Annotated in this window: 20 protein-coding genes; 9 read left to right on the top strand and 11 right to left on the bottom strand. The window is 62.0% G+C overall.

From position 1 onward, the window contains the following. Positions 1–3: 3 nt before the first annotated feature. Positions 4–618 (bottom strand): dephospho-CoA kinase, encoded by a 615-nt coding sequence (gene coaE / locus ACUTSC_RS16000; RefSeq protein WP_060706233.1) that lies wholly within the window; start codon positions 616–618, stop codon positions 4–6. 362 nt (positions 619–980) lie between these two features. Here coaE and ACUTSC_RS16005 point away from each other — a divergent pair, with 362 nt between their 5' ends. After that, positions 981–2,024, top strand: a complete 1,044-nt coding sequence (locus ACUTSC_RS16005) for a GMP reductase (RefSeq protein ID WP_015376656.1) — start codon at positions 981–983, stop codon at positions 2,022–2,024. 52 nt (positions 2,025–2,076) lie between these two features. On the opposite strand, the gene hofC is transcribed toward ACUTSC_RS16005, so the two are convergent. The 4 genes from hofC to nadC all read right to left on the bottom strand — a co-directional run bounded on the left by hofC (position 2,077) and on the right by nadC (position 6,241). Next, entirely contained in the window at positions 2,077–3,276 is a 1,200-nt protein-coding gene (gene hofC, locus ACUTSC_RS16010; protein ID WP_197773587.1) for a protein transport protein HofC, read from the bottom strand. Next, on the bottom strand, positions 3,273–4,715 hold the full coding sequence (gspE, locus tag ACUTSC_RS16015; RefSeq protein WP_197773586.1) for a type II secretion system protein GspE: 1,443 nt from the start codon (positions 4,713–4,715) through the stop codon (positions 3,273–3,275). Before gspE ends, hofC begins: the two co-directional genes overlap by 4 nt. Before the next feature lie 5 nt (positions 4,716–4,720). Next, complete coding sequence (gene ppdD / locus ACUTSC_RS16020) at positions 4,721–5,158, bottom strand: prepilin peptidase-dependent pilin (protein WP_445653435.1); 438 nt, start codon at positions 5,156–5,158, stop codon at positions 4,721–4,723. Positions 5,159–5,350: 192 nt separating this feature from the next. Next, positions 5,351–6,241 (bottom strand): carboxylating nicotinate-nucleotide diphosphorylase, encoded by an 891-nt coding sequence (nadC, locus tag ACUTSC_RS16025; protein ID WP_174136562.1) that lies wholly within the window; start codon positions 6,239–6,241, stop codon positions 5,351–5,353. Between the two features lie 84 nt (positions 6,242–6,325). On the opposite strand from nadC, the gene ampD reads away from it, so the two are divergent. Then, complete coding sequence (gene ampD / locus ACUTSC_RS16030; protein ID WP_197766974.1) at positions 6,326–6,922, top strand: 1,6-anhydro-N-acetylmuramyl-L-alanine amidase AmpD; 597 nt, start codon at positions 6,326–6,328, stop codon at positions 6,920–6,922. Continuing rightward, entirely contained in the window at positions 6,922–7,776 is an 855-nt protein-coding gene (ampE, locus tag ACUTSC_RS16035; protein ID WP_033631795.1) for a beta-lactamase regulator AmpE, read from the top strand. The genes ampD and ampE overlap by 1 nt, the downstream gene beginning before the upstream one ends. Before the next feature lie 60 nt (positions 7,777–7,836). Here ampE and hemL read toward each other — a convergent pair whose 3' ends face one another. Then, entirely contained in the window at positions 7,837–9,126 is a 1,290-nt protein-coding gene (gene hemL / locus ACUTSC_RS16040) for a glutamate-1-semialdehyde 2,1-aminomutase (RefSeq protein ID WP_445653436.1), read from the bottom strand. A 174-nt stretch (positions 9,127–9,300) separates the two neighbouring features. Here hemL and clcA point away from each other — a divergent pair, with 174 nt between their 5' ends. Both clcA and erpA read left to right on the top strand, forming a co-directional pair. Beyond that, positions 9,301–10,740 (top strand): H(+)/Cl(-) exchange transporter ClcA, encoded by a 1,440-nt coding sequence (clcA, locus tag ACUTSC_RS16045; protein ID WP_197766973.1) that lies wholly within the window; start codon positions 9,301–9,303, stop codon positions 10,738–10,740. Between the two features lie 89 nt (positions 10,741–10,829). Beyond that, positions 10,830–11,174, top strand: coding sequence for an iron-sulfur cluster insertion protein ErpA (erpA, locus tag ACUTSC_RS16050; protein WP_033649222.1), 345 nt, complete (start codon positions 10,830–10,832; stop codon positions 11,172–11,174). 56 nt (positions 11,175–11,230) lie between these two features. On the opposite strand, the gene ACUTSC_RS16055 is transcribed toward erpA, so the two are convergent. The 4 genes from ACUTSC_RS16055 to mtnN form a co-directional block, all read right to left on the bottom strand. Continuing rightward, positions 11,231–11,464 (bottom strand): hypothetical protein, encoded by a 234-nt coding sequence (locus ACUTSC_RS16055; protein WP_197766972.1) that lies wholly within the window; start codon positions 11,462–11,464, stop codon positions 11,231–11,233. A gap of 213 nt (positions 11,465–11,677) precedes the next feature. After that, the gene (locus tag ACUTSC_RS16060) at positions 11,678–12,292 is read right to left on the bottom strand and encodes a TRIC cation channel family protein (protein WP_197766971.1); all 615 of its coding nucleotides are present in this window, start codon (positions 12,290–12,292) and stop codon (positions 11,678–11,680) included. Next, positions 12,292–13,077, bottom strand: a complete 786-nt coding sequence (gene btuF, locus ACUTSC_RS16065; protein ID WP_197767154.1) for a vitamin B12 ABC transporter substrate-binding protein BtuF — start codon at positions 13,075–13,077, stop codon at positions 12,292–12,294. The genes ACUTSC_RS16060 and btuF overlap by 1 nt, the downstream gene beginning before the upstream one ends. A gap of 22 nt (positions 13,078–13,099) precedes the next feature. Further along, entirely contained in the window at positions 13,100–13,801 is a 702-nt protein-coding gene (mtnN, locus tag ACUTSC_RS16070; RefSeq protein WP_049200308.1) for a 5'-methylthioadenosine/S-adenosylhomocysteine nucleosidase, read from the bottom strand. Positions 13,802–13,930: 129 nt separating this feature from the next. Between mtnN and dgt the strand changes: the two genes are divergently transcribed. Both dgt and degP read left to right on the top strand, forming a co-directional pair. Beyond that, on the top strand, positions 13,931–15,448 hold the full coding sequence (gene dgt, locus ACUTSC_RS16075) for a dGTPase (RefSeq protein WP_445653437.1): 1,518 nt from the start codon (positions 13,931–13,933) through the stop codon (positions 15,446–15,448). A gap of 179 nt (positions 15,449–15,627) precedes the next feature. Continuing rightward, a complete protein-coding gene (gene degP / locus ACUTSC_RS16080) occupies positions 15,628–17,067 on the top strand; it encodes a serine endoprotease DegP (RefSeq protein ID WP_033637134.1) in 1,440 nt (479 codons plus the stop codon). A gap of 65 nt (positions 17,068–17,132) precedes the next feature. On the opposite strand, the gene barA is transcribed toward degP, so the two are convergent. Then, positions 17,133–19,859, bottom strand: coding sequence for a two-component sensor histidine kinase BarA (barA, locus tag ACUTSC_RS16085; RefSeq protein ID WP_445653438.1), 2,727 nt, complete (start codon positions 19,857–19,859; stop codon positions 17,133–17,135). A gap of 66 nt (positions 19,860–19,925) precedes the next feature. Between barA and rlmD the strand changes: the two genes are divergently transcribed. After that, positions 19,926–21,275, top strand: a complete 1,350-nt coding sequence (gene rlmD, locus ACUTSC_RS16090) for a 23S rRNA (uracil(1939)-C(5))-methyltransferase RlmD (RefSeq protein WP_197766969.1) — start codon at positions 19,926–19,928, stop codon at positions 21,273–21,275. A gap of 9 nt (positions 21,276–21,284) precedes the next feature. Next, positions 21,285–23,516: a GTP diphosphokinase gene (gene relA, locus ACUTSC_RS16095; RefSeq protein ID WP_107226769.1), complete on the top strand. Its 2,232-nt coding sequence runs from the start codon at positions 21,285–21,287 to the stop codon at positions 23,514–23,516. Positions 23,517–23,536: the final 20 nt, after the last annotated feature.

Below are 23,536 nucleotides of genomic sequence, written 5' to 3' on the forward strand. Positions count from 1 at the left end.
AGTTTAATCCTGTTGGGGCGCTGTTGCCGCCAGTTCAAGGTAGCGACGATGCAGTGCGGCGACCTGTGGCTCTATCCCCTGAGCGGCGCCGCTGTTGTCAATAATGTCATCCGCCACGGCGAGGCGCTGCCGGCGCGTGGCCTGGGCGGCGAGAATGCTTTGCGCTTGCTCACGGCTGACGCCGTCGCGCGCGATGGTGCGAGCCAGCTGGGTTTCGGCGTCAACGTCGATCACCAGAACCCGATCGGCGCGATCCTGCAGACCGTTTTCCACCAGCAGCGGCACCACCCACAGCGCGTACGGGCTGGTGGCCTGCGCCAGTTGGCGCTGGGTTTCACGGTGTATCAGCGGATGCAGCAGCTGGTTCAGCCAGGTTTTGTCATCGGGATGGCTAAAGATGCGCTGACGCAGCGCAGCGCGGTTCAATGCGCCGTCCGGCAGCAACATTTCATTACCAAATCGCTCGGCGATCGCGGTCAAGGCAGGGGTGCCCGGCTCGACGACCTGACGGGCGATCACGTCGGCATCGACAAGGGTTGCGCCGTGGCGCGCAAAGGCGTTCGCGACGGTCGTCTTGCCGCTGCCTATGCCCCCGGTCAACGCAACAATGTAGGCCATGGTGTTAGGTGCATCCGATGTTCATAAAAAAATAATAGTCGAATCATAAAGCGATCGCGCAGAAGTGCAAGTCGGCAGGCAGCGCTTGCGCATCGGCACCGATCGGACGGCGAGAAAAAGCGCAGCGGCACGGCAAAAATGAGCGGGCAATCACACTGCGGTTATGCAGGTAAATTTGTCGGATTGTAGCGTAAATAAAGGCGAATTCGCAGTCTTGTTCGGCGATTATTAGCGCGTATTATAACGTCACTGGAACTGGCATTAATCTCGCCGCCGTCTTTTTGCGCCACTGGAAAGCCGTCGGGCAGAGATTCGAACATCCTCCTTGCGATCCGTCGCCATTAACCAGGAAATCATAAGTCATGCGTATTGAAGAAGATTTGAAGTTGGGCTTTAAAGACGTGTTGATCCGCCCTAAGCGCTCCACGCTGAAAAGCCGCTCTGAGGTTGAACTGGAACGTCAGTTTACCTTCAAGCATTCAGGTTGCAGCTGGTCCGGCGTGCCAATTATTGCCGCCAACATGGACACGGTGGGCACCTTCCGCATGGCCGAGGCCCTGGCTTCTTTCGACGTTCTCACCGCCGTACACAAACATTACAGCGTCGAGCAATGGGCTGACTTCGTGCAGCGCATGCCGGAATCGGTGCTGCGCCACGTGATGGTGTCCACCGGCACCTCCGAAGCCGACTTCGCCAAAATGCAGCAGATCCTGGCCCTGTCTCCGGCGCTGAAATTCATCTGCATCGACGTGGCAAACGGCTACTCTGAACATTTCGTCGCCTTCCTGCAGAAAGCGCGCGAAGCCTGCCCGAATCACGTGATCTGCGCCGGCAACGTGGTGACCGGCGAGATGGTGGAGGAGCTTATCCTCTCCGGCGCCGACATCGTTAAGGTCGGCATCGGCCCGGGTTCAGTCTGTACCACCCGCGTGAAGACCGGCGTGGGCTACCCGCAGCTGTCGGCGGTGATCGAATGCGCCGATGCGGCCCACGGGCTGGGCGGCCAAATCGTCAGCGACGGCGGCTGTTCGGTGCCGGGCGACGTCGCCAAAGCCTTCGGTGGCGGTGCTGACTTCGTGATGCTGGGCGGTATGCTGGCCGGCCACGACGAGTGCGAAGGCACCGTGGTGGAAGAGAACGGCGAGAAGTTCATGCTGTTCTACGGCATGAGCTCCGAGTCGGCGATGAAGCGCCACGTCGGCGGCGTGGCGGAGTATCGCGCGGCCGAAGGCAAAACCGTCAAGCTGCCGCTGCGTGGCGAGGTGGAGTTCACCGTGCGCGATATCCTCGGCGGCCTGCGCTCCGCTTGCACCTATGTCGGCGCCGAGCGCCTGAAAGAGCTGACCAAACGCACCACCTTTATCCGCGTGGCGGAGCAGGAAAACCGCGTCTTCGGCAGTAAATAAGCCACACCTTGTATTCGGGCGCAGCGCACAGCGGCGCCCGCTATCCTCTTTTTTATCCCAGCACGCTGCCCAGTTGAAAAATAGGCAGGTACATGGCGATCACCAAAGCGCCGACAATCCCGCCCACCACCAGCATCAGCAGCGGCTCCAGCGTTTGCGCCAGCGTATCGGCCAACTCGTGCGTCTGCCGTTCGTACCACTGCGCCAATTTATCCAGCAAGGCGTCCAGCGAACCGGATTCTTCGCCCACCCGCACCAGCTGCCGGCACAGCGGCGGAAACAGCGGTTGCAGGCCCAGGGCATGATGAAACGCCTCACCTTCGGCGATCTGCCGCTGCACCTGCTCCAGCGCCTGTCGGTACAGCAGATGATCAGCCGCCAGCGCCGCCGCGTTCAAACCTTCCACCAGCGTCAGCCCCGCGCGTTGGGTCATGGTCAGAATACGAAACGTTTGGCTCAACGCGCCGCCGCTCACCAGCCGGGCGATCAGCGGCAGGCGCAGCAAGGCAGCCTGTTCACGTTGGCGCCACGGAGGGCGCGGATGCAGCCAGCGGCAGTAGCCGAACAGCAATGCGCCGAGCAGCAGCGCAAAATAGGGGCCAACGGCGATCAGCAGCGCGGACACTCCCAATAACCCTTGGGTAAACCAGGGCAGCGGCGCATCGAACGATTGATAAACCTTGGCGAATTCCGGCAGCACCATCACCAGCATCAGCACGCTGACCAGCAGCGCCACCGCACAGATGAAGAGGGGATAGCGCAGTGCTTTGGTCACTTTGCGGCGCAGCATCAGCTGGGCTTCCTGCTGTTGTGCCAGCTGCAGGCAGCAGCGATCGAGGTTGCCGGTCAGTTCGCCGATGGCGATCAGTTGGCGATAGATAAGTGGAAAAACGCCTGGCTGCGCGGCGAGGGTTTCGGAGAGCGGCTGCCCTTCGCGCACCTGTTCTGCCAACTGGCGCAACAGGCAACGCCAGGCTGCCGAAGGATGCTCTGCTGCCAGCAGCTGCAGCGTATTGACCAGCGGCAACCCAGCCTGCAACAGGGTGGCGAGTTGACGAGTGAAGTGGATTAAGGGTTCTCCACGCCACTGGCCGGATGTGACGCGCTTGCCGTGCCCAATCCGCCAAGGCTGCAGACCTTGTTCGATCAGCAACCGGCTCACCTGTCGTTTTTCATCGCTCATCAGTTCGCCGCGGCGCAAGGCGCCCTGGGCGTCGAAAGCCTGCCAAAGAAACAGCCGGCGCGCTTTCATGGCGCGGTTACGCCGAGCTGGACGACGTCGATCACGCGGTACAGTTCTTCCAGCGAGGTCGTGCCTTCGCTGGCCAGCGCCAGCCCGGCCTGCAGCAGCGAAAGCTGCCCCTGCTCGCGGGCGACATCCGCCAGCAGGCTGGGCGCGGCGTTCGCCAGCAACGCCGCCTGTATTTCCGGCGTAATGGCCAACAGCTCATACACGCCGATGCGCCCATAGTAGCCGCCGAAGCAATGCTCGCAGCCGTCGGCGCGCCAGGCGATCAGCGGCTCCGGCCAGACCGCTGCGGGAAAATGCGTCGGCTGGCTGTGCGGGTAGCGGCAGTGGCGACACAGCCTGCGTACCAGCCGCTGTGCGACGACCAGCTTCAGGCAGCCGGCGAGCAGGTAGCCGGGGATACCCATGTGCATCAGACGCGTCAGGGTTTCGCCGGTGGAGTTGGTATGCAGCGTCGACAGCACCAGGTGGCCGGTTTGCGCGGCCTTGACCGCGATCTCGGCGGTTTCCGCATCGCGGATCTCGCCGATCATGATGACATCCGGATCCTGGCGCAGCAGGGCGCGCAGCACCCTGGCGAAACTCAACTCGGTTTTGGCGTTGATCTGGGTTTGATTGACGCCGAACAGCGGTATCTCGATCGGATCCTCGACGCTGCACAGGTTGCTTTGCGCATCGTTCAACTGACGCAGACCGCTGTACAGCGTGACCGTCTTGCCGCTGCCGGTCGGGCCGGTCACCAGGATCAAACCTTGCGGGCAGGCCAGCGCCGCTGCGTAGCGCGCGAGATCCGCCCGGCCCATGCCCAGTTGATCCAGCGGCAGCTCCTGTTGCTCACCCTGCTGCACGCGCAGCACCACCTTTTCGCCGTGCAGCGTCGGCAGGGTGGCGATACGCATGGCATAGCGCGCGCTGTCCAGCGTCAGGCTGAGCTGCCCGTCCTGAGGCTGACGGCGCTCGGCGATATCTAACTGGCCGAGGATCTTCAGCCGGGCGATGAGGCGCGCGGCCAGCTGTGGCGGCGGTGAGGCGAGGGTTTGCAGCACACCGTCGATGCGCAGGCGAATGCGAAAATGTTGCCGAAAGGGCTCGAAGTGGATATCCGAGGCGCGGCGCTGAATAGCCAGGCGCAGCGTCTGGTTGATGAACTGTACCACCGGCGCATCGCCGTCGTCGGGGTAGGCGATGTCGGCGGTGTCTTCTTCGGCTGCCAGCGGCGCCGGCAGCGATTCGTGGCGTTGGTTCAGCGCCTGCTCCAGCCTGGCCGCCGGCCAGTGTTCCAGATGGATGCGCTTGCCGGTGGCGAAACGCAGCGCCGCCAGCAGCCCCTGCGGCGCTTCTTCGTTGAGCGCGATCGTGAGAGTGGTCGGGTCTTCGTTCAGCGCCAGCGCCTGATAGCGCCGGCACAGGGCGTGAACCTCTTCGCTGATTTGCTCGTTCATTGCCGTTACTCCGCCGCGTTGTCGAAGCGGAAGATTTCCTGGCACACCTCAACCAGCGTTGCGTTTTCGCTGCTGCACAGCCGGCTCCAGCGGGTCAGCCCATCGGCGTTCGCTTTGGGGGTTAGTGCCACCGCCAGCCCCTGCAGCGTTTGGGTACCGGTCAGCGTGATCACGCCTTTGACGACTTTCACCCCGCTGACGTAACGCGACGTGCCGCCGGTGGGAATGCCTTTGCTGCCGGCCTCACAGCCGGTGGGTACGCCTTCGTCCAGCACGCACAGTTCGACCGCCAGTTTATACGGTGCCATGGTTTGCAGCATGTCAGTCATTGCCGCTTTCTGGATGTAGCGCTGGTAGGCAGGGATGCCGATGGCGCTGAGGATGGCGATGATGGCGATCACCACCATCAGTTCTATCAGGGTAAAGCCGCGTTGCGTTTCCATACGTTGTTTTTTCTCCATTGGGGTGTGGAAGACAACGGTAGCGGCTTGCTCGGGGGCTCGGCGAGGGGCTTTTGCGCGTTTCTCGGCGCGCTTCCATCAGTAATGATGTCGTTTGCAGCGGTGAAAAAAACGGTGAGAGGAGGTTCGCAATTTTACGGTAACGCCCCCGACAGCGGCCGGGGGCGAGGGGGATCATTTGAAGCGCATCGACAGATCGAGTGCAGTGATGTGCTTGGTCAGCGCGCCGACCGAAATGTAATCCACGCCGGTCTCGGCAAAGGTGCGCAGCGTCTCGCTGGTGACGTTGCCGGACACCTCCAGCTGGGCGCGCCCCTGGGTTTGGGCAACCGCCTGGCGCATCATCTCGACGCTGAAGTTGTCCAGCATGATGATGTCGGCACCGGCGTCCAGCGCCTGCTGCAGTTCATCGAGCGATTCGACTTCCACTTCCACCGGCACGTCGGCGTGCAGCCAGAAGGCTTTTTCCACCGCGTTCTTGATAGAGCCGGAGGCGATGATGTGGTTTTCCTTGATCAGGAAGGCGTCGGACAGTCCCAGCCGATGGTTGCTGCCACCCCCGCACAGCACGGCGTATTTCAGCGCGGTGCGCAGGCCGGGCAGGGTCTTGCGGGTATCGAGCAGGCGAGTCCGGGTGCCTTCCAGCAGGGCCACGTAGCGGCTGACTTCGGTCGCCACGCCGGAGAGCGTCTGGACGAAGTTCAGCGCGGTGCGCTCGCCGGTCAGCATCACCCGCGCGGGGCCGCGCAGCCGGCAAAGCGGTTGGTTCGGCGTCAGACGGTCGCCGTCCGCCACCAGCCACTCCACCTGCACCTGGTTGCCCAATTGAATAAAGACCTCATTCAGCCAGCGACGGCCACAGAATATGCCGGCTTCGCGGGTGATGACGGTGGCTTCGGCCTGCTTGTCCGCCGGTAACAATTGCGCGGTAATATCGCGCCCGGCGTCGACTTCACCCCCCAGGTCTTCGCGCAGCGCCTGGGCGACGGCATAGGGAATATCACTTTCAATTCGTTCAAGAAGCTCGGTGCGGCGACTGTCGGCACTGTAGCGGCGTGTCGGCATGGAAAACTCCGAAATGGACGGTTAGATCGTAGGGGAACATGCTACTCTGTTGCAGGAATAAGTACCACCGCAGAGAGGTGTCTGATGCAGTTGGAAAATGGCTGGATTGTCGGGGTGACGCGAGTGGTCTCGCCGCACTGCGATCGGCGTCCGGATGACGAGCCCCCCTCGCTGCTGGTCATCCACAACATCAGCCTGCCGCCCGGCGAATTCGGCGGCCCCTATATCGACCAGCTGTTTACCGGCACGCTCGATCCCGCGCAGCACCCCTATTTCGCCGAGATCCATCAGCTGCGGGTGTCGGCGCATTGCCTGATCCGCCGCGACGGGGAGATCGTGCAGTACGTGCCCTTCGACCAGCGAGCCTGGCACGCGGGCGTTTCCCTGTATCAGGGGCGCGATCGGTGCAACGATTTCTCCATCGGCATCGAGCTGGAAGGCACCGATCTGTTGCCTTACACCGAGGCGCAATACCGCACGCTGCAGGCGGTCAGCGCGCTGCTGGCCGAACATTATCCGCCGCTGGTGGCCAATATCGCCGGGCATTGCGATATTGCCCCCGGCCGCAAGACCGATCCCGGGCCGGCGTTCGATTGGGATCGCTATCTGGCATCTCTGGAACAACGCGATGCGCCCGCCGACGCTATGCTTGAGACAAGAAAAAGGGAGAGGAATCGCTAATGACGCTGTTTACGCTGTTGCTGGTTTTGGCCTGGGAGCGCCTGTTTAAGCTGGGAGAACACTGGCAGCTGGACCACCGTCTCGAAGTGGTGTTTCAACGGCTGCATCGGGTTTCGCTGGCGCAGACGCTGGCGATGACCGCCGCCTGGATGGTGATCGTCTGGGGCGTTCTGTGGCTGTCTCACGGGTTGTTCTTCGGCGTGGTGACGCTGCTGTTGTGGATCGTCATCGACCTGCTGTGCGTCGGCGCCGGCATCAAGCGCAAACACTACCGTGCCTACCTGAAAGCGGCGCGGCAGGGCGATACCCACGCCAGCGATCAGATGGCGGAAGAGCTGGCGTTGATCCACGGTTTGCCGGTGGACTGCAGCGAAGAGCTGCGCCTGCGCGAGCTGCAAAACGCGCTGCTGTGGATCAACTTCCGCTATTACCTGGCGCCGCTGTTCTGGTTCGTGGTCTTTGGGCCTTACGGGCCGATCGCGTTGGCGGGGTATGCCTTCCTGCGCGCCTATCAAACCTGGCTGGCGCGTCACAATACGCCGCTGGAGCGTTCGCAGTCGGGTATCGATCATCTGCTGAACTGGCTGGACTGGATCCCAGTGCGTTTGGCCGGGGTGGCCTACGCGCTGTTCGGCCACGGCGAGCGTGCGCTGCCGGCCTGGTTCGCCTCGCTGGGGGATCGGCATTCGTCGTCGTATCAGGTGCTGACGCGGCTGGCGCAGTTCTCGCTGGCGCGCGATCCGCATATGGATCCGGTGCAAACGCCGCGGGCGGCGGTGACGCTGGCTCGCAAGGTGACGATGATCATCGTGGTGGTGGTGGCGCTGTTGACCATTTACGGCACGCTGCTTTAAGCGGCAGCGAAAAACAAAACGGGCGCCGAGGCGCCCGTTTTTTTGGCCATTCGGCGGGGATTACAGCTTGGCGAAGCAGCGACGCGCGGCGTCGATGGTGCGCTGAATGTCTTCCTTGCTGTGCGCCACGGACATGAAGCCCGCTTCGAAGGCGGACGGCGCCAGATATACCCCTTCTTCCAGCATCAGGTGGAAGAAGCGCTTGAAGCGTTCCACGTCGCACTGCATCACGTCCTGATAGCAGGTCACTGTCGGCGCGTCGGTGAAGAACAGGCCGAACATGCCGCCGACATTGTTGACCACCAGCGAGATATTCTCTTCCTGCGCCGCATGCAGCAGGCCTGCGGCCAGCATTTCAGTCAGTTCGGTCAGCGTCTGGTGCACGCCTACCTGTGATACTTCGGTCAGGCAGGCATAGCCCGCCGCCATGGCGATCGGGTTGCCGGACAGGGTGCCCGCCTGGTAGACCGGGCCGGTCGGCGCCAGCGCGTCCATCACGTCGCGGCGGCCGCCGAAGGCGCCCACCGGCATGCCGCCGCCGATGATTTTGCCCAGACAGGTCAGATCCGGCTCGACGCCGTAATAGGACTGTGCGCCGGCCAGCGCCACGCGGAAGCCGGTCATCACTTCATCGATGATCAAGAGCGCGCCGTACTTGTCGCACAGGGCGCGCAGGCCCGGCAGGAATTCCGGCAGCGGCGGCACGCAGTTCATGTTGCCGGCAACCGGTTCGACGATGATACAGGCGATCTCGGACGGGTACTGCTCGAAGGCGGCACGCACCGAATCCAGGTCGTTATAGGTGCAGGTCAGGGTGTGCTTGGCGAAGTCGGCCGGCACGCCCGGTGAGTTCGGCTGGCCGAGGGTCAGCGCACCGGAACCGGCTTTCACCAGCAGGCAGTCGGCGTGGCCGTGGTAGCAGCCTTCGAACTTGATGATTTTGTCGCGGTTGGTGTAGCCGCGCGCCAGACGGATGGCGCTCATGGTGGCTTCGGTGCCCGAGTTCACCATACGCACCATGTCCATGGTAGGCACCAGTTCGGTGACCAGTTGCGCCATTTTGACTTCCATCTCGGTCGGCGCGCCGAAGCTCAGGCCGCGCTGCGCCGCTTCGATCACCGCGTCGCGGATCGCCGGGTGGTTGTGCCCCAGCACCATCGGCCCCCAGGAACCGACATAGTCGATATAGGCCTTGCCGTCGGCATCGAACAGGTAAGCCCCGTCAGCCCGCTCGATAAACAGCGGCACACCGCCTACGCCGGTGAATGCACGCACCGGAGAGTTCACCCCACCGGGGATCAACTGTTGCGCCTGGGCGTACAGACTTTCGGACTTGCTGTGTAGGCTCATAAATCGGCTCCTGGATTCTCTTTTGAATGATTTGACCGCGCTATTCTAGAGGAGAGCGCCGCGTTATGAAACGATCACAGTCAGATACCATTAACGGCAGCGCCCGCCACCGGGTTGGGGTAGAATAACCGCCTTGCCTATTTGTATTACAAATTACCTGACGAATTACTCGCGATGACGGAATCACAATCACAGCCAGTCGGGACGTTGAGCCCGCGTCTTAGCCGCAGCGATGCGGTGCGTCAGTTTATTCGCCGCGATAAGACCCCGGTGGCGATCCTGGTGATGGCCGCGCTGGTGGGAACGCTGGCCGGTTTGCTCGGCGTGGCCTTCGATAAGGCGGTGGAGTGGGTGCAGCAGCAGCGGTTGGCTTCGTTGGCGCAGGTCGCCGACTCCTGGCTCCTGGTGTGGCCGCTGGCGTTTATCCTGTCCGCCGCGCTGGCGGCGCTGGGCTATTACCTGGTGCGGCGCTTTGCGCCTGAGGCGGGCGGTTCGGGCATTCCGGAGATCGAAGGCGCGCTGGAGGAGCTGCGGCCGGTGCGCTGGTGGCGCGTGATCCCGGTGAAATTCATCGGCGGCATGGGCACGCTGGGGGCGGGCATGGTGCTGGGGCGCGAAGGCCCCACGGTGCAAATGGGCGGCAACGTCGGGCGCATGGTATTGGACGTGCTGCGCATTCGCGGCGCCGAGGCGCGTCATACGCTGCTGGCGACCGGGGCCGCCGCCGGGTTGTCCGCCGCGTTCAACGCGCCGCTGGCCGGCATCTTGTTCATCATCGAAGAGATGCGGCCGCAGTTCCGCTACAACCTGATCTCGATTAAAGCGGTGTTTATCGGCGTGATCATGTCGAGCGTGGTATTCCAGTTGTTTAACGGCCAGGGATCGGTGATCGCGGTCGACAAACTTTCTTCGGCGCCCATCAATACCCTGTGGCTCTATCTGGTGCTGGGGGCGATATTCGGCGCGGTGGGCGTGGGATTCAACGCGTTGATCTTCCGCACTCAGGATATGTTTGCGCGCCTGCACGGCGGCAGAATGCGCAATGTCTTGCTGATGGGCGGGCTGCTCGGCGGCGTGTGCGGCATTCTGGGGCTGATCCAGCCGGAGGCGGCGGGCGGCGGCTTTGGGCTGATCCCGATCGCCGCGGCGGGCAATTACAGCGTCGGCATGTTGATGTTTATCTTTATCACCCGCATCTTCACTACGCTGCTGTGCTTCGGTTCCGGCGCGCCGGGCGGCATTTTCGCGCCGATGCTGGCGCTGGGCACGCTGTTCGGCACCGCCTTTGGGCTGGCCGGGGCGCACCTGTTCCCGCAGTACGGCATCGAGGCAGGCACCTTCGCCATCGCCGGCATGGGGGCGCTGTTCGCCGCTACGGTGCGCGCCCCGCTGACCGGCATCGTGCTGGTGCTGGAAATGACCGACAACTACCAACTGATTTTACCGATGATCATCACCTGCCTCGGCGCCACGGTGGTGGCGCAACTGCTCGGCGGCAAGCCGCTGTATTCGTCGATCCTGGCCCGCACGCTGCAAAGGCAGGAGGCGCAGCTGGCGCGGGAAGCGGCGGAGAAAACAGGTAAGGAAAATACAACAAATGCGGTGAATACTTGAACGCAACACTCAGGTATCGGATAATCGTTAATATTAATCAGGCAGCCATAGTCGCGATCTGATGCTGAACAATGTTGGGAGTAAAGAGTATGAGTGATCAAACGGCACTGCCCCTGCAATTTACCGAGGCAGCAGCAAGCAAGGTTAAGTTCCTGATTGCTGACGAAGAAAATCCGAACCTGAAGTTGCGGGTTTACATTACCGGCGGCGGCTGCAGCGGATTCCAGTACGGCTTCACTTTTGACGACAAGGTCAACGATGGTGACATGACCATCGAGAAGCAGGGCGTGGCGCTGGTGGTCGATCCGATGAGCCTGCAGTATCTGGTCGGCGGTTCGGTGGACTACACCGAAGGGCTGGAAGGGTCGCGCTTCGTGGTGACCAACCCGAATGCCAAAACCACCTGCGGTTGTGGTTCGTCGTTCAGCATCTGAGTTTGCCAGTCAGAATATCAACCCGCTCGCCTTACGGCCGGCGGTTTTTTTTATGCCTACCATTCTACGAGGATCACTTCCGCATCGCTTTCCTGCGCCGGTGGGCTGTGGATGATGTTCGGCTGCGCCGTCGCGTGGCTGCATTCGGCCTGTGGGGCTGCAGCCTCGAGGCGCACGGCGCATTGCGGTTCAATGGTCAAGGTAACGCCGATCTGGCCGCTGACGGCATCGGCATACGCGGTGCCACTCAGCAGGGCGCCACAGCAGGCAAGCAGAATTTTTTTCATCATTGCGGGAATAGTCATCCGTAAGCCATCTTGTGATGACTTATCGGCAAAAAGTTAAAAAGTTTTAACAGCGCGGGGAAGGGATTAACCTGCGGATAACAGAATTTTACATCGTTACTACGCTATTTTTCGGACGAAAATAATATCACCAAGCCAGTTTTTAGTCTAATAAATCACAGTGCAGCGTTGCCAAGCGTCGCCCCACAGGGCGACACCTCAGCGTTCGAGAATAAAGGCGGGCAGTTTGAGGTGCCAGCGGATGGCCGCCAGTCGAATGGCCAGGGTGATGATCATGCCCAGCATCATGGCTTGTTGCAGCGGCATGCTGAAGGTGTAAAACGCCGTGGCGTGCACGATGCCGCCGATGATGCAGGCGGTGGCGTAAATTTCGGTGCGCAGGATCATCGGGATCTCGCGCGCCAGCACGTCGCGGATAATGCCGCCGCCGACGCCGGTGATCACCCCCATGCAGATTGCCACCAGCGGGCCGGTGCCGGCGGCGAAGGCCTTGTTGACGCCGATGCCGACGAACACCGCCAGCCCGACGGCGTCCAGCACCGGCAGCACCCACTTCGGCAGACGGCGCGGCTGGCGCACCAGCAGCAGCGTCAAGACGCAGGTGATCATCGCCACCACCAGATCGGTGGGATCCTTGACCCAGAACACCGGGCCGTTGGCCAGCGCCATGTCGCGGATGGTGCCGCCGCCGACCGCGGTGACCACGCCCAATACCAGCACGCCGAACGGATCCATGCGCAACTTGCCGGCCAGCAGTACGCCGGAGATGGCGAACACCGCCGTACCGAGAATATCCAACCAGAACACCAGCATCAGCGGATCTCCGCCAGCTGGCGGCACAGCTGCTGCGCCGCCAACAGGATGCGCGGCCCGCCGCGGTTGAACCAGTCTTCGTTCAGCGCGATCACCGGCACCTGCAACTGCGGCGCCCAGAAGGCTTTCACATTGGCGGCTTCTTTCGCGCCGCCGGTGATGACGATGGCCTGCGGCTGACGCGCCAGCACTTGCTCGCGGCTGATTTGCGGCCAAGGGGTGCGGCTGTCGGCGAAGACGTTCTGCCCGCCGCACAGCGCCAGCACCTGGCTTTGCAATGTGGCGCCGGCGCTGGTGAACAGCGGCTGGGTGCCGAACTGCAGCAGCACGCGCCGCGATGGGTTAGCGGCATACTGTTGTTTGAGAGCGGCGAACTGGCGGCGAAGGCCTTCCGCCGCCTGATGCGCCTGCTCTGGGTGTGGGCTGTATTGCGCCAGCTTGTCCAGCAAGCCGGCGATCCCTTCGAGGGTATCGGCGTCCGCATAGAAAATCGGGATGCCGAACGCGGCGAGCTGATCCAGCACGCGCTGCGGATTGCCGCCGCGCCAGGCGAGGATCAGATCCGGCTTGAGCGCCAGCACCCGCTCCAGATTGATGCCCTGCCAGGAAGCCACCTGCTCCAGCTTGGCGGCCTGCGGCGGATAATCGGAATAGGCGCTCGCCGCCACCAGCACATCGCCCATGCCGGCGGCATAGGCGAGTTCGGTCGCGTTGGGCGCCAGGCTGATCACCCGCTGAGCGGCGCCGGCCGGCATGGCCAGCCAGAGCGCCAACAGACAGAGCATCGAGGTGAAGCGCAGCCTCACATCAACCGCGCTTGGCCAGGGTTTGCAGCATGGCGTTGACCATCAGCGTGGACTGCTTGGCTGCTACCACCAGGAACTCGTCAAAGCTCATGTGCGATTCGCTGTCGGCGACGTCGGAAATGGCGCGCACCACCACGAACGGCGTGCCGAACAGATGGCAGACGTGGGCGATCGCTGCGGCTTCCATTTCCACGGCGGCGACGCGCGGGAAGGTGGCGCGAATGCGCGCCAGCGGCTCGGCGCCGTTGATGAAGGCGTCACCGCTGCAGATCAGGCCGCGCACCGCGTGCAGATCCAGCTGTTTGATGCAGCTTTCCGCCAGCGCGATCAGCGCGTCGTCGGCGACGAACGCCGCCGGGCAGCCGGCCATCTGGCCCGGCTCGTAGCCGAAGGCGGTGACGTCGGCGTCGTGGTAGCGCACTTCTTCCGACACCACGATATCGCCCACGCGCAGGGTGCTGGCCAGGCCGCCGGCGGAACCGGTATTGATCACCAGATCCGGGCTGCAGTGTTCCAGCAGCAGGGTGGTGCCCATGGCCGCCGAGACTTTACCGATGCCGGATTTCAGCAGGGCCACGTCAACGCCGCCGATCTGGCCGGTGTAGATTTCGCAGCCCGCGCGCTGGATGGTTTGACGGTTTTCGATTTGATCGCGCAGCAGGGTGACTTCCTGCTCCATTGCGCCGATGATGCCTACTTTCATAAATAACACTCGCTGATTGGCCGTGAGAATTGCGGCATAGTCTATCATGGCTGTGTATGAGAGATAATGCGTTGCATCCGCTGCCGGGAATTGTTATCACGGGGGCAGGGCGCAACGGCGGAGAAACAGATGTCCGGGATCGACTTCAAGCAAAAAATCAGCTTCCAACGGCCTTTCAGCAAACCGATCGAGGCCGAGGAAGAGTACGACATCGTGCGGCAGTTCGAGAGCGATCGCGGGCGCATCGTCAACTCGGCCGCCATTCGCCGTCTGCAGCAAAAAACCCAGGTGTTTCCGCTGGAGCGCAACGCGGCGGTGCGCAGCCGCCTGACGCACTCGATGGAGGTGCAGCAGGTTGGGCGCCACATCGCCAAAGAGATCCTCAACCGCTTCAAACAGGCGGGGAGAATTGATGAGCTCGGCCTGACCCGGCTGCTCGATCCGTTTGAAAGCATCGTGGAAATGGCCTGCCTGATGCACGACATCGGCAATCCGCCGTTCGGTCACTTCGGCGAGTCGGCGATCAACGACTGGTTTGCCCAACGGCTCGATCCCGCCAGCTGCGGCAGCGAGCCGGGCAGCCACGATCGCTGCCAGGTGGCGACGCTGCGCCTGCATGAGGGGGAGAGCGATCTGAACCGGCTGCGCAGCCGGATCCGTCAGGATCTCAGCCACTTCGAGGGCAATGCCCAAGCGATCCGCATGGTGTACAGCCTGCTCAAGCTCAACCTGACCTACGCGCAGGTCGGCTGCATTTTGAAATACACCCGCCCGGCCTACTGGGCGAGCGACATCCCCGCCAGCCACAGTTACCTGATGAAAAAGCCCGGCTACTATCTGGCGGAAGAGGCCTTCGTCGATCGGCTGCGGCGCGAGCTGCACATGGGCGAGTTCGATCGTTTCCCGCTGACCTATATCATGGAGGCCGCCGACGATATCTCGTACTGCGTGGCCGATCTGGAAGACGCGGTGGAGAAGAGCATTTTCACCGTCGAGCAGCTGTATCAGCACCTGATTCAGGAGTGGGGCGAGGTGGTGCCGGGCGATCTGTTCGACAAGACCGTCGCCAGCGCGTTTCGCAAGATCGATCGCGGCGGCGCGCGGCGCAGCGCGGAAGATCAGTTCTTCATGTATCTGCGGGTGTTTACCGTGGCGCGGCTGGTGCCGCACGCGGCGCAGCGCTTTATCGACAATCTGGACGCGGTCTATCAGGGCTGTTTCAATCAGGCGCTGCTGGAGGACTCCAGCCCGGCGTACCGGTTGCTGAAAATATTTAAAAATGTGGCGTTCAAGCACGTGTTCAACCACCCGGAGGTCGAGCAGCTCGAGCTGCAAGGCTACCGGGTGATCAGCGGCCTGCTGGACATTTACAGCCCGCTGTTGGCGATGTCGCTGGCGGACTTCAGCCAGCTGGTGCGCGAGGACAGCCATCGCGCTTATCCGATCGAAACGCGCCTGTTCCACAAGCTGTCCACCAAGCATCGGCTGGCGTATGCGGAGGCGGTAGAGGGGCTGCAGCATTTATCGCCGGAGCAGCAAGCCATTCGGGAATATTATTTCCGCGCGCGTTTATTGCAGGACTATATCAGCGGAATGACCGACCTTTACGCCTATGATGAATATCGTCGATTGATGGCGGCGGAATAATTGAGCTGAAGAATAATTTCAGCAATTCCAACCGGTTGGCTGTCTCGAGTTTTGTAAAGACGGACAATATTTGTTTACTATTGCCAATCATCTGTGCCGGAACTTCGGGCTATTAATTAACTCTGAATAAGCACGCAAGACAATCATTCTTTTTGAACGACTTTATAAGAGACACACAGATGAAAAAAACCGCATTAGTTCTGAGCGCACTGGCATTCAGTATCGGTATGGCGATGGGCCCGGTCACGGCCAGCGCCGCTGAAACCGCTTCTTCCAGCACCCAACAGCTGCCGAGCCTGGCGCCGATGCTGGAAAAGGTAATGCCTTCCGTGGTGAGCATTAACGTTGAGGGCAGCACCACGGTCAATACGCCGCGTATGCCGCAGCAGTTCCAACAGTTCTTCGGCGAAGATTCGCCGTTCTGCCAGGACGGCTCGCCGTTCCAGGGTTCTCCGATGTGTCAGGGCGGCGAACAGCCTGGGCCGGATGGCCAGCCGCAGGGCACGCAGCAGAAATTCCAGGCGCTGGGCGCCGGGGTGGTCATCGATGCCGCCAAAGGCTACGTGGTGACCAATAACCACGTGGTGGACAACGCCAACAAGATCCAGGTGCAGCTGAGCGACGGCCGCCGTTTCGACGCCAAGGTGATCGGCAAGGATCCGCGTTCCGATATCGCGCTTATCCAGTTGAAAGACTTCAAGAACCTGACGGCGATCAAGATGGCGGATTCCGATCAGCTGCGCGTCGGCGATTACACCGTGGCGATCGGCAACCCGTACGGGCTGGGTGAAACCGCCACCTCGGGCATCGTATCCGCCCTGGGGCGCAGCGGCCTGAACATCGAAAACTACGAAAACTTTATCCAGACCGATGCGGCGATCAACCGCGGCAACTCCGGCGGCGCGCTGGTTAACCTGAACGGCGAGCTGATCGGCATCAACACCGCGATCCTGGCGCCGGACGGCGGCAACATCGGTATCGGCTTCGCCATTCCGAGCAACATGGTGAAAAACCTGACGGCACAAATGGTCGAGTATGGCCAGGTGAAACGCGGCGAGCTGGGCATCATGGGTACCGAGCTGAACTCTGAGCTGGCTAAGGCGATGAAGGTCGACGCGCAGCGCGGGGCCTTCGTCAGCCAGGTGATGCCGAAGTCTTCCGCGGCGAAGGCGGGCATCAAGGCCGGCGACGTGATCGTCACCATGAACGGCAAGGCCATCTCCAGCTTCGCCTCGTTCCGGGCGGAGATCGGCACGCTGCCGGTCGGCAGCAAGATGTCGCTGGGCATTATTCGCGACGGCAAGCCGGTAACGATTGACGTCACGCTGGAGCAAAGCGCGCAGACCCAGGTGGCCTCGGGCAATATCTACACCGGCATCGAAGGCGCCGAGCTGAGCAACACCCAGGTCGGAAACGTGAAGGGCGTCAAGGTCGACAGCGTGAAAGCCGGCAGCGCCGCGGCGCGTATCGGCCTGAAAAAGGGCGACGTGATCCTGGGCGTGAACCAGCAGCCGATCCAGAACCTGGGTGAGCTGCGTAAAATCCTCGACAGCAAGCCGTCGGTGCTGGCGTTGAACATTCAGCGCGGCGAGAGCCAGCTGTACCTGCTGGCGCAGTGATAAGCGTCAGGCGTTAAAAACAAAGGCACGCTGCGGCGTGCCTTTTTGCGTTATGGCCTGAGGATTCAGGCGGGTTGCGCCAGATGCGCGCGCGCCGCGTGGATCACCAGTTCAATCTCATCCAACAGCTCCAGCCATTCCGGCTCCAGTTCGTCGTTGGTGATGCCCTGACGCAGCTGCCGCTCGAGGTAGAAACACAGCTGCTTGAGGCGCGGCACGCCGCTGTAGCTGCAGCTGCCGTGCAGCTTATGGATCAAATCGAGGATTTCGTCATCATGCTGGCCGTCGAGCAGCGCCTGCACCCGTTCGCGCACCTGCGGCAGGAAATCGAGCAGCATTTGCAGCAGATCGCGCGCCAGGTCCGGTTTGTTGGCCGCCTGACGCAGCGCCAGCGGCCAGTCGAGCGACAGCGGCGTGTCGTCAGCGATGGCGTTTTCCATTTCCCCGCTGTGGTAGCGCGACAGCACGCGGGTCAGCATTTTTTCGTCGATCGGTTTGGCCAGATAGTCGTCCATTCCGGCCTGCAGCAGGTGCTCGCGCTCGCCGCTGGCGGCATGGGCGGTAACGGCGACGATCGGCGTGGAGTTGTGATGCGGCAACTGGCGGATCAGCTCGCTGGCGTGAATGCCGTCCATCTTCGGCATCTGAATGTCCATCAGAATCAGATCCAGCACGTTGTCGCGCGCCAGCGCCAGCGCTTCCTCACCGCTCTCGCACAGCAGGGTTTTTTCTACCTGTTCCCCCAGCAGCGTGCCGATCAGCTTCAGGTTGGCCGGGTTGTCGTCAACCGCCATCACCGTTAGCGGCAGGCGTTTACGCTCAGGCTGCGCGGTGAGGCGTGCCGGCACTTCCATCCGGAGCAGCGGGAACAGTCGGGTGCTGGTGATCGGCTTGATCAGACAGCCGAGCGCGCCTTGTTGTTTAAGCAGCTCGGCATCGATCTGCGCCTGGCACGGCAGCGCCAGAATCACCCGATCGGCCAGCTTCAGCGAGGCCAGCAATTTGTCCTCGTGCTGCGCCATGTTGGCACGGAACGGGATGGGCACGCCGGCCAGCAGGAAGTCATAATGGCCTGCCGGCAGCTGGGCCAGCGTTGGCGAATGGGTGATCACCAGCTGCGTAACGCTGAGCATGTTGAGCGTCGCCTGCGCCGCCGTCGGGTTGGATTCGACATAGGCCAGCGTTTTGCCGTTCAGATCCGGCAGGCTCGGCGCCAGCGACAGCATGCCCTCGTTCAGATCCAGCGTGATGTGGAACCAGAAGGTCGAGCCGCGGTTTAACTGGCTATGGAAGCAGATATCGCCCCCCATCTCCTTCACCAGTTTTTGCGTGATCACCAGCCCCAGCCCGGTGCCGCCGTGGCGGCGGGAGATGCTGGCGTCCGCCTGACGAAACGCCTGGAACAGCTGCGACTGCTGGCGTTCGGAGATGCCGATGCCGGTGTCGTGGATCTGCACCTCCACTTCCACCCGGCGATCCAGCTGTTTGCGCAGCTCGACGCGAATGTCGATATTGCCGGTTTCGGTGAACTTGATGGCGTTGCCCAGCAGGTTGGTGATGATTTGCTGCAGGCGCAGCGAGTCGCCGATCACCTGCTCCGGCACGTCGTTGTGCACATCCAGCGTCAGCTCCAGCCCCTTATCGTGGGCGCTGGGCGCCAGCAGCACCACCACTTCGTCCAGCGTTTCACGCAGGGCGAACGGAATATGCTCCAGCACCAGCTTGCCGGCCTCCAGCTTGGAGAAGTCCAGCACGTCGTTGATGATGGTCAGCAGATTGTTGGCCGAGCGTTCGATGGTCTGCAAATAATCGGTCTGAGTCGCGCTCAGATCGGTTTTCAGCATCTGGCGGGTGAAGCCGATCACGCCGTTGAGCGGAGTACGCAGCTCGTGCGACATGTTGGCCAGGAATTCGGACTTGATGCGCGCCGCCTCCTGCGCGCGTTTTTTCGCCAGATCCAGCTCGACGTTCTGGATCTCCATCTGCTCCAGGGTTTCACGCAGGTCGGAGGTGGCCTGATCGATGTTCTGCTGCATCTCTTCGTGATAGGCGGTAAGCGACATCGCCATCGAGTTGATGCCGTTCTTCAGCATGTGCAGCTCGCCGAGCATGTAGCCCTCCACGCGGCTGTCGAGCTGGCCGCGGCGGATGCGGTCGACGGTGTTCACCATGTTGCGGATCGGGCCGGTCACGTCGCGCATCAGGCGGTAAGCGAACAGGATGGCGATGCACATGCACAGCAACAGCAGCAGGGTGGAGACGAACACCTCTTTGTATTGCTGCAGCCGCACCGACTGCAGATCGAGCTCGATCGCCACATAGCCCAGGTTGTTGTCGGGATGGCTGCCGCCGTCGGCGGTTTCATCCGGATACTGGCTTTCCGACAGGATCGGCGTGCGCAGGATCAGCGAATCGCCGCGTCGGGTGAGCATCAGCTCGGTGGGCAACGGCACGCCTTTCGGCAGCTGCAGCTGAGCGAAGTTGTGGTGATAATTGGAGGTGACGAACAAATTGTTCTGCGCATCGAACACGGTGATCGAACGCACGATGTCCGAATGGCGGCGGTGCAACAGACTGACCAACTGCCTGACCGACTCGCGGCTGCGGAACGTCATGCCGTACTCGCTGGCCACCGCCAGCGGCTCGATGATGCTGGCGCCGGCGTCGACCAATTGCTCCTGCAGCTCGTTATAGCGGTGCACCACGAAGAAGGTGCTGAGCAGCAAACCAATCAGCAAGGTCGGGGCCAGAATCAGGATCATCATGCGCGCACGCAGGCTGTATTTGGTCATGGGATTCCAATGTGGGAGAATTGACAGCTGACACTAGCTTAATGAACCAGCACACAATCGACAAATATGGCGCAATTCTACTCTCCCAAACGCCGCGTGACGACCCGGCAGAGCTCACAAATCTTCACCGTGACGGTGAGCGATCTCGATCCTTTCGGCCAGGGCGTGGCGCGCCACGACGGCAAAGCGGTGTTCGTGCCGGGCGTATTGCCGGGCGAGCAGGCGGAAATCCAGCTGACCGAAGATAAGCGCCAGTTCGCCAAAGGCAAGCTCAAACGCTTACTGAGCCGCAGCCCGCAGCGGGTGGCGCCGCGCTGTCCGCATTTCGGCGTCTGCGGCGGCTGCCAGCAGCAACATGCGGATGAGGGGCTGCAGCAGCAGAGCAAGGCGGCGGCGCTGGTGCGCATGATCGCCCGCGAAACCGGGGTGACCCCGCAGCAGGAACCGGTGATCGCCGGCCCGGAATACGGCTATCGCCGCCGCGCCCGCCTGAGCCTGGCGTGGCAGCCGAAGTTGCAGCGCCTGATGATGGGCTTTCGCCAGGCGGCCTCCAGCGAGCTGGTGGCGGTGGAGCACTGCCCGGTGCTGCGGCCGGAGCTGGAACAGCTGCTGGCGCCGGTGCGCGCCTGCCTGAGCGGGCTGCAGGCGGTACGGCGGCTGGGGCATGTGGAGCTGGTGCTGGCGGATAACGGCCCGCTGCTGGTGCTGCGCCATCTCGACGCGCTGAAAGAGGCGGATCGGCAGGCGCTGTTGGCGTTTGGCGAGCGGGAAAACGTCGCCGTCTATTTGGCGCCGGACAGCGATCGCGTGGAGAAACTGTGCGGTGACACGCCGTATTATCAGGTTGACGGGCTACGCTTAGACTTCAGCCCGCGCGACTTTATTCAGGTCAATGACGCCGTAAACCAACAAATGGTGGCACAGGCCCTTGAATGGCTCGATATTCAACCCAATGATCGGGTGCTGGACCTGTTCTGCGGCATGGGTAACTTCACCCTGCCGCTGGCGCGCCGGGCCGCTGCGGTGGTGGGCATCGAAGGTGTTGCCACGCTGGTAGCGAATGGGCAATATAATGCACATAAGAATAAGCTGAATAATGCATCGTTCTTCCACGAGAATTTGGAGGACGACGTTGCGCGGCAACCTTGGGCAGCACAAGGGTTTGATAAGGTGATGCTGGATCCCGCCCGCGCCGGTGCGGCCGGGGTGATGTCACACATTGTAAAACTGGCGCCTGCGCGGGTGGTGTATGTTTCCTGTAACCCCACCACGCTGGCTCGCGACAGCAAAGTGCTGTTGAGCGCCGGTTATCGTCTTGCGCGCGTGCGGATGTTGGATATGTTTCCGCACACGGGGCATCTTGAATCAATGGCGCTGTTTATCAACGAGCGCGCGCCAGAGGTCGCTGCAAAGTAGGGAGAAGTTATGGTTGCGGTAAGAAGTGCACATCTGAATACGGCGGGTGAGTTCGCTCTCGATGAGTGGATAGCCGGCTTGGGGCTACCTAACCCGCAGTCATGTGAGCGATTGGCCGCAACCTGGCGTTATTGTGAGCAGCAGACCCAGAACCATCCCGACGCCTCGCTGCTGCTGTGGCGCGGTTTGGAGATGGTGGAAATCCTCTCGACGCTGAGCATGGACAACGACAGCATGCGCGCCGCGCTGCTGTTCCCGCTGGTGGACGCCGGCATCGTGCAGGAAGAGACCCTGACCGAAGCGTTCGGCAACGGCATCGTCGCGCTGGTGCACGGCGTGCGCGACATGGACGCCATTCGCCAACTGAAAGCCACCCAAAACGACTCGATGGCCTCCGAACAGGTCGACAACGTGCGCCGGATGCTGTTGGCGATGGTAGAGGATTTCCGCTGCGTGGTCATCAAGCTGGCGGAGCGTATCGCCCACCTGCGCGAGGTGAAAGACGCGCCGGAAGACGAACGCGTGCTGGCGGCGAAAGAGTGTTCCAACATCTATGCCCCGCTGGCCAACCGGCTCGGCATCGGCCAGCTGAAGTGGGAGCTGGAGGATTTCTGCTTCCGCTACCTGCATCCGGAAGAATACAAGCGCATCGCCAAGCTGTTGCATGAGCGCCGCATCGATCGCGAACAGTTCATCGACGACTTCGTCGCCGGGCTGCGCGCCGAAATGGCCAGCGAAGGCATTCGGGTGGAGATCTACGGGCGGCCGAAACACATCTACAGCATCTGGCGCAAGATGCAGAAAAAGCACCTGGCGTTCGACGAACTGTTCGACGTGCGCGCGGTGCGCATCGTGGCGGAGCGCCTGCAGGATTGCTATGCGGCGTTGGGCATCGTGCATACCCACTTCCGCCATCTGCCGGACGAGTTCGACGACTACGTCGCCAACCCGAAACCCAACGGCTACCAGTCGATCCACACCGTGGTGCTGGGGCCGCGCGGCAAAACCGTCGAGATTCAGATCCGCACCCGGCAAATGCATGAAGACGCCGAGCTGGGCGTGGCCGCGCACTGGAAGTACAAAGAAGGCGCGGGCGTGACCGTGCGCTCCGGCTACGAAGAACGCATCGCCTGGCTGCGCAAGCTCATCGCCTGGCAGGAAGAGATGGCGGACTCCGGCGAGATGCTCGACGAAGTGCGCAGCCAGGTGTTCGACGATCGGGTCTATGTGTTTACGCCGAAAGGCGACGTGGTGGATCTGCCGGCCGGCTCCACGCCGCTCGATTTCGCTTACCACATTCACAGCGACGTCGGTCACCGCTGTATCGGCGCCAAGATCGGCGGCCGCATCGTGCCGTTTACCTATCAGCTGAAGATGGGCGATCAGATTGAGATCATCACCCAGAAGCAGCCGAACCCGAGCCGCGACTGGCTGAACCCGAACCTGGGCTATGTCACCACCAGCCGCGGGCGCTCGAAGATCCATAACTGGTTCCGCAAGCAGGATCGCGACAAGAACATCCTCGCCGGTCGTCAGATGCTGGACAACGAACTGGAGCATCTCGGCATCAGCCTGAAAGAGGCCGAGAAGCTGTTGATCCCGCGCTACAACATGAACTCGCTGGACGAGGTGTTGGCGGCGATCGGCGGTGGGGACATTCGCCTGAACCAGATGGTGAATTACCTGCAGGGCAAGTTCAACAAGCCGAGCGCCGAAGAGCAGGATCGCGAGGCGCTGCGCCAGCTGGTGCAGCAGAAAGCGCCGCCGCCGACCCGCAACAAGGACAATGGCCGGGTGGTGGTGGAGGGCGTGGGCAACCTGATGCACCACATCGCCCGCTGCTGCCAGCCGATCCCGGGCGACGACATCGTCGGCTTTATCACCCAGGGGCGCGGTATTTCGATCCACCGTGCGGACTGCGATCAGCTGGTCGATCTGCAATCGCACGCGCCGGAGCGCATCGTCGACGCGGTATGGGGTGAAAGCTACTCCAGCGGTTATTCGCTGGTGGTGCGCGTGATGGCCAACGATCGCAGCGGGCTGCTGCGCGACATTACCACCATTCTGGCCAACGAAAAGGTCAACGTACTGGGCGTCGCCAGCCGCAGCGACACCAAGAAGCAGTTGGCCACCATCGACATGGATATCGAAATCTACAACCAGCAGGTGCTGAGCCGGGTGCTGGCGAAGCTGAACCAGCTGCCGGACGTGATAGACGCCAAGCGTCTGCACGGCAACTAAGCCCACATCGCCTTTCGGGC

It is taken from the genome of Serratia sp. TSA_105.2 (assembly GCF_052692115.1).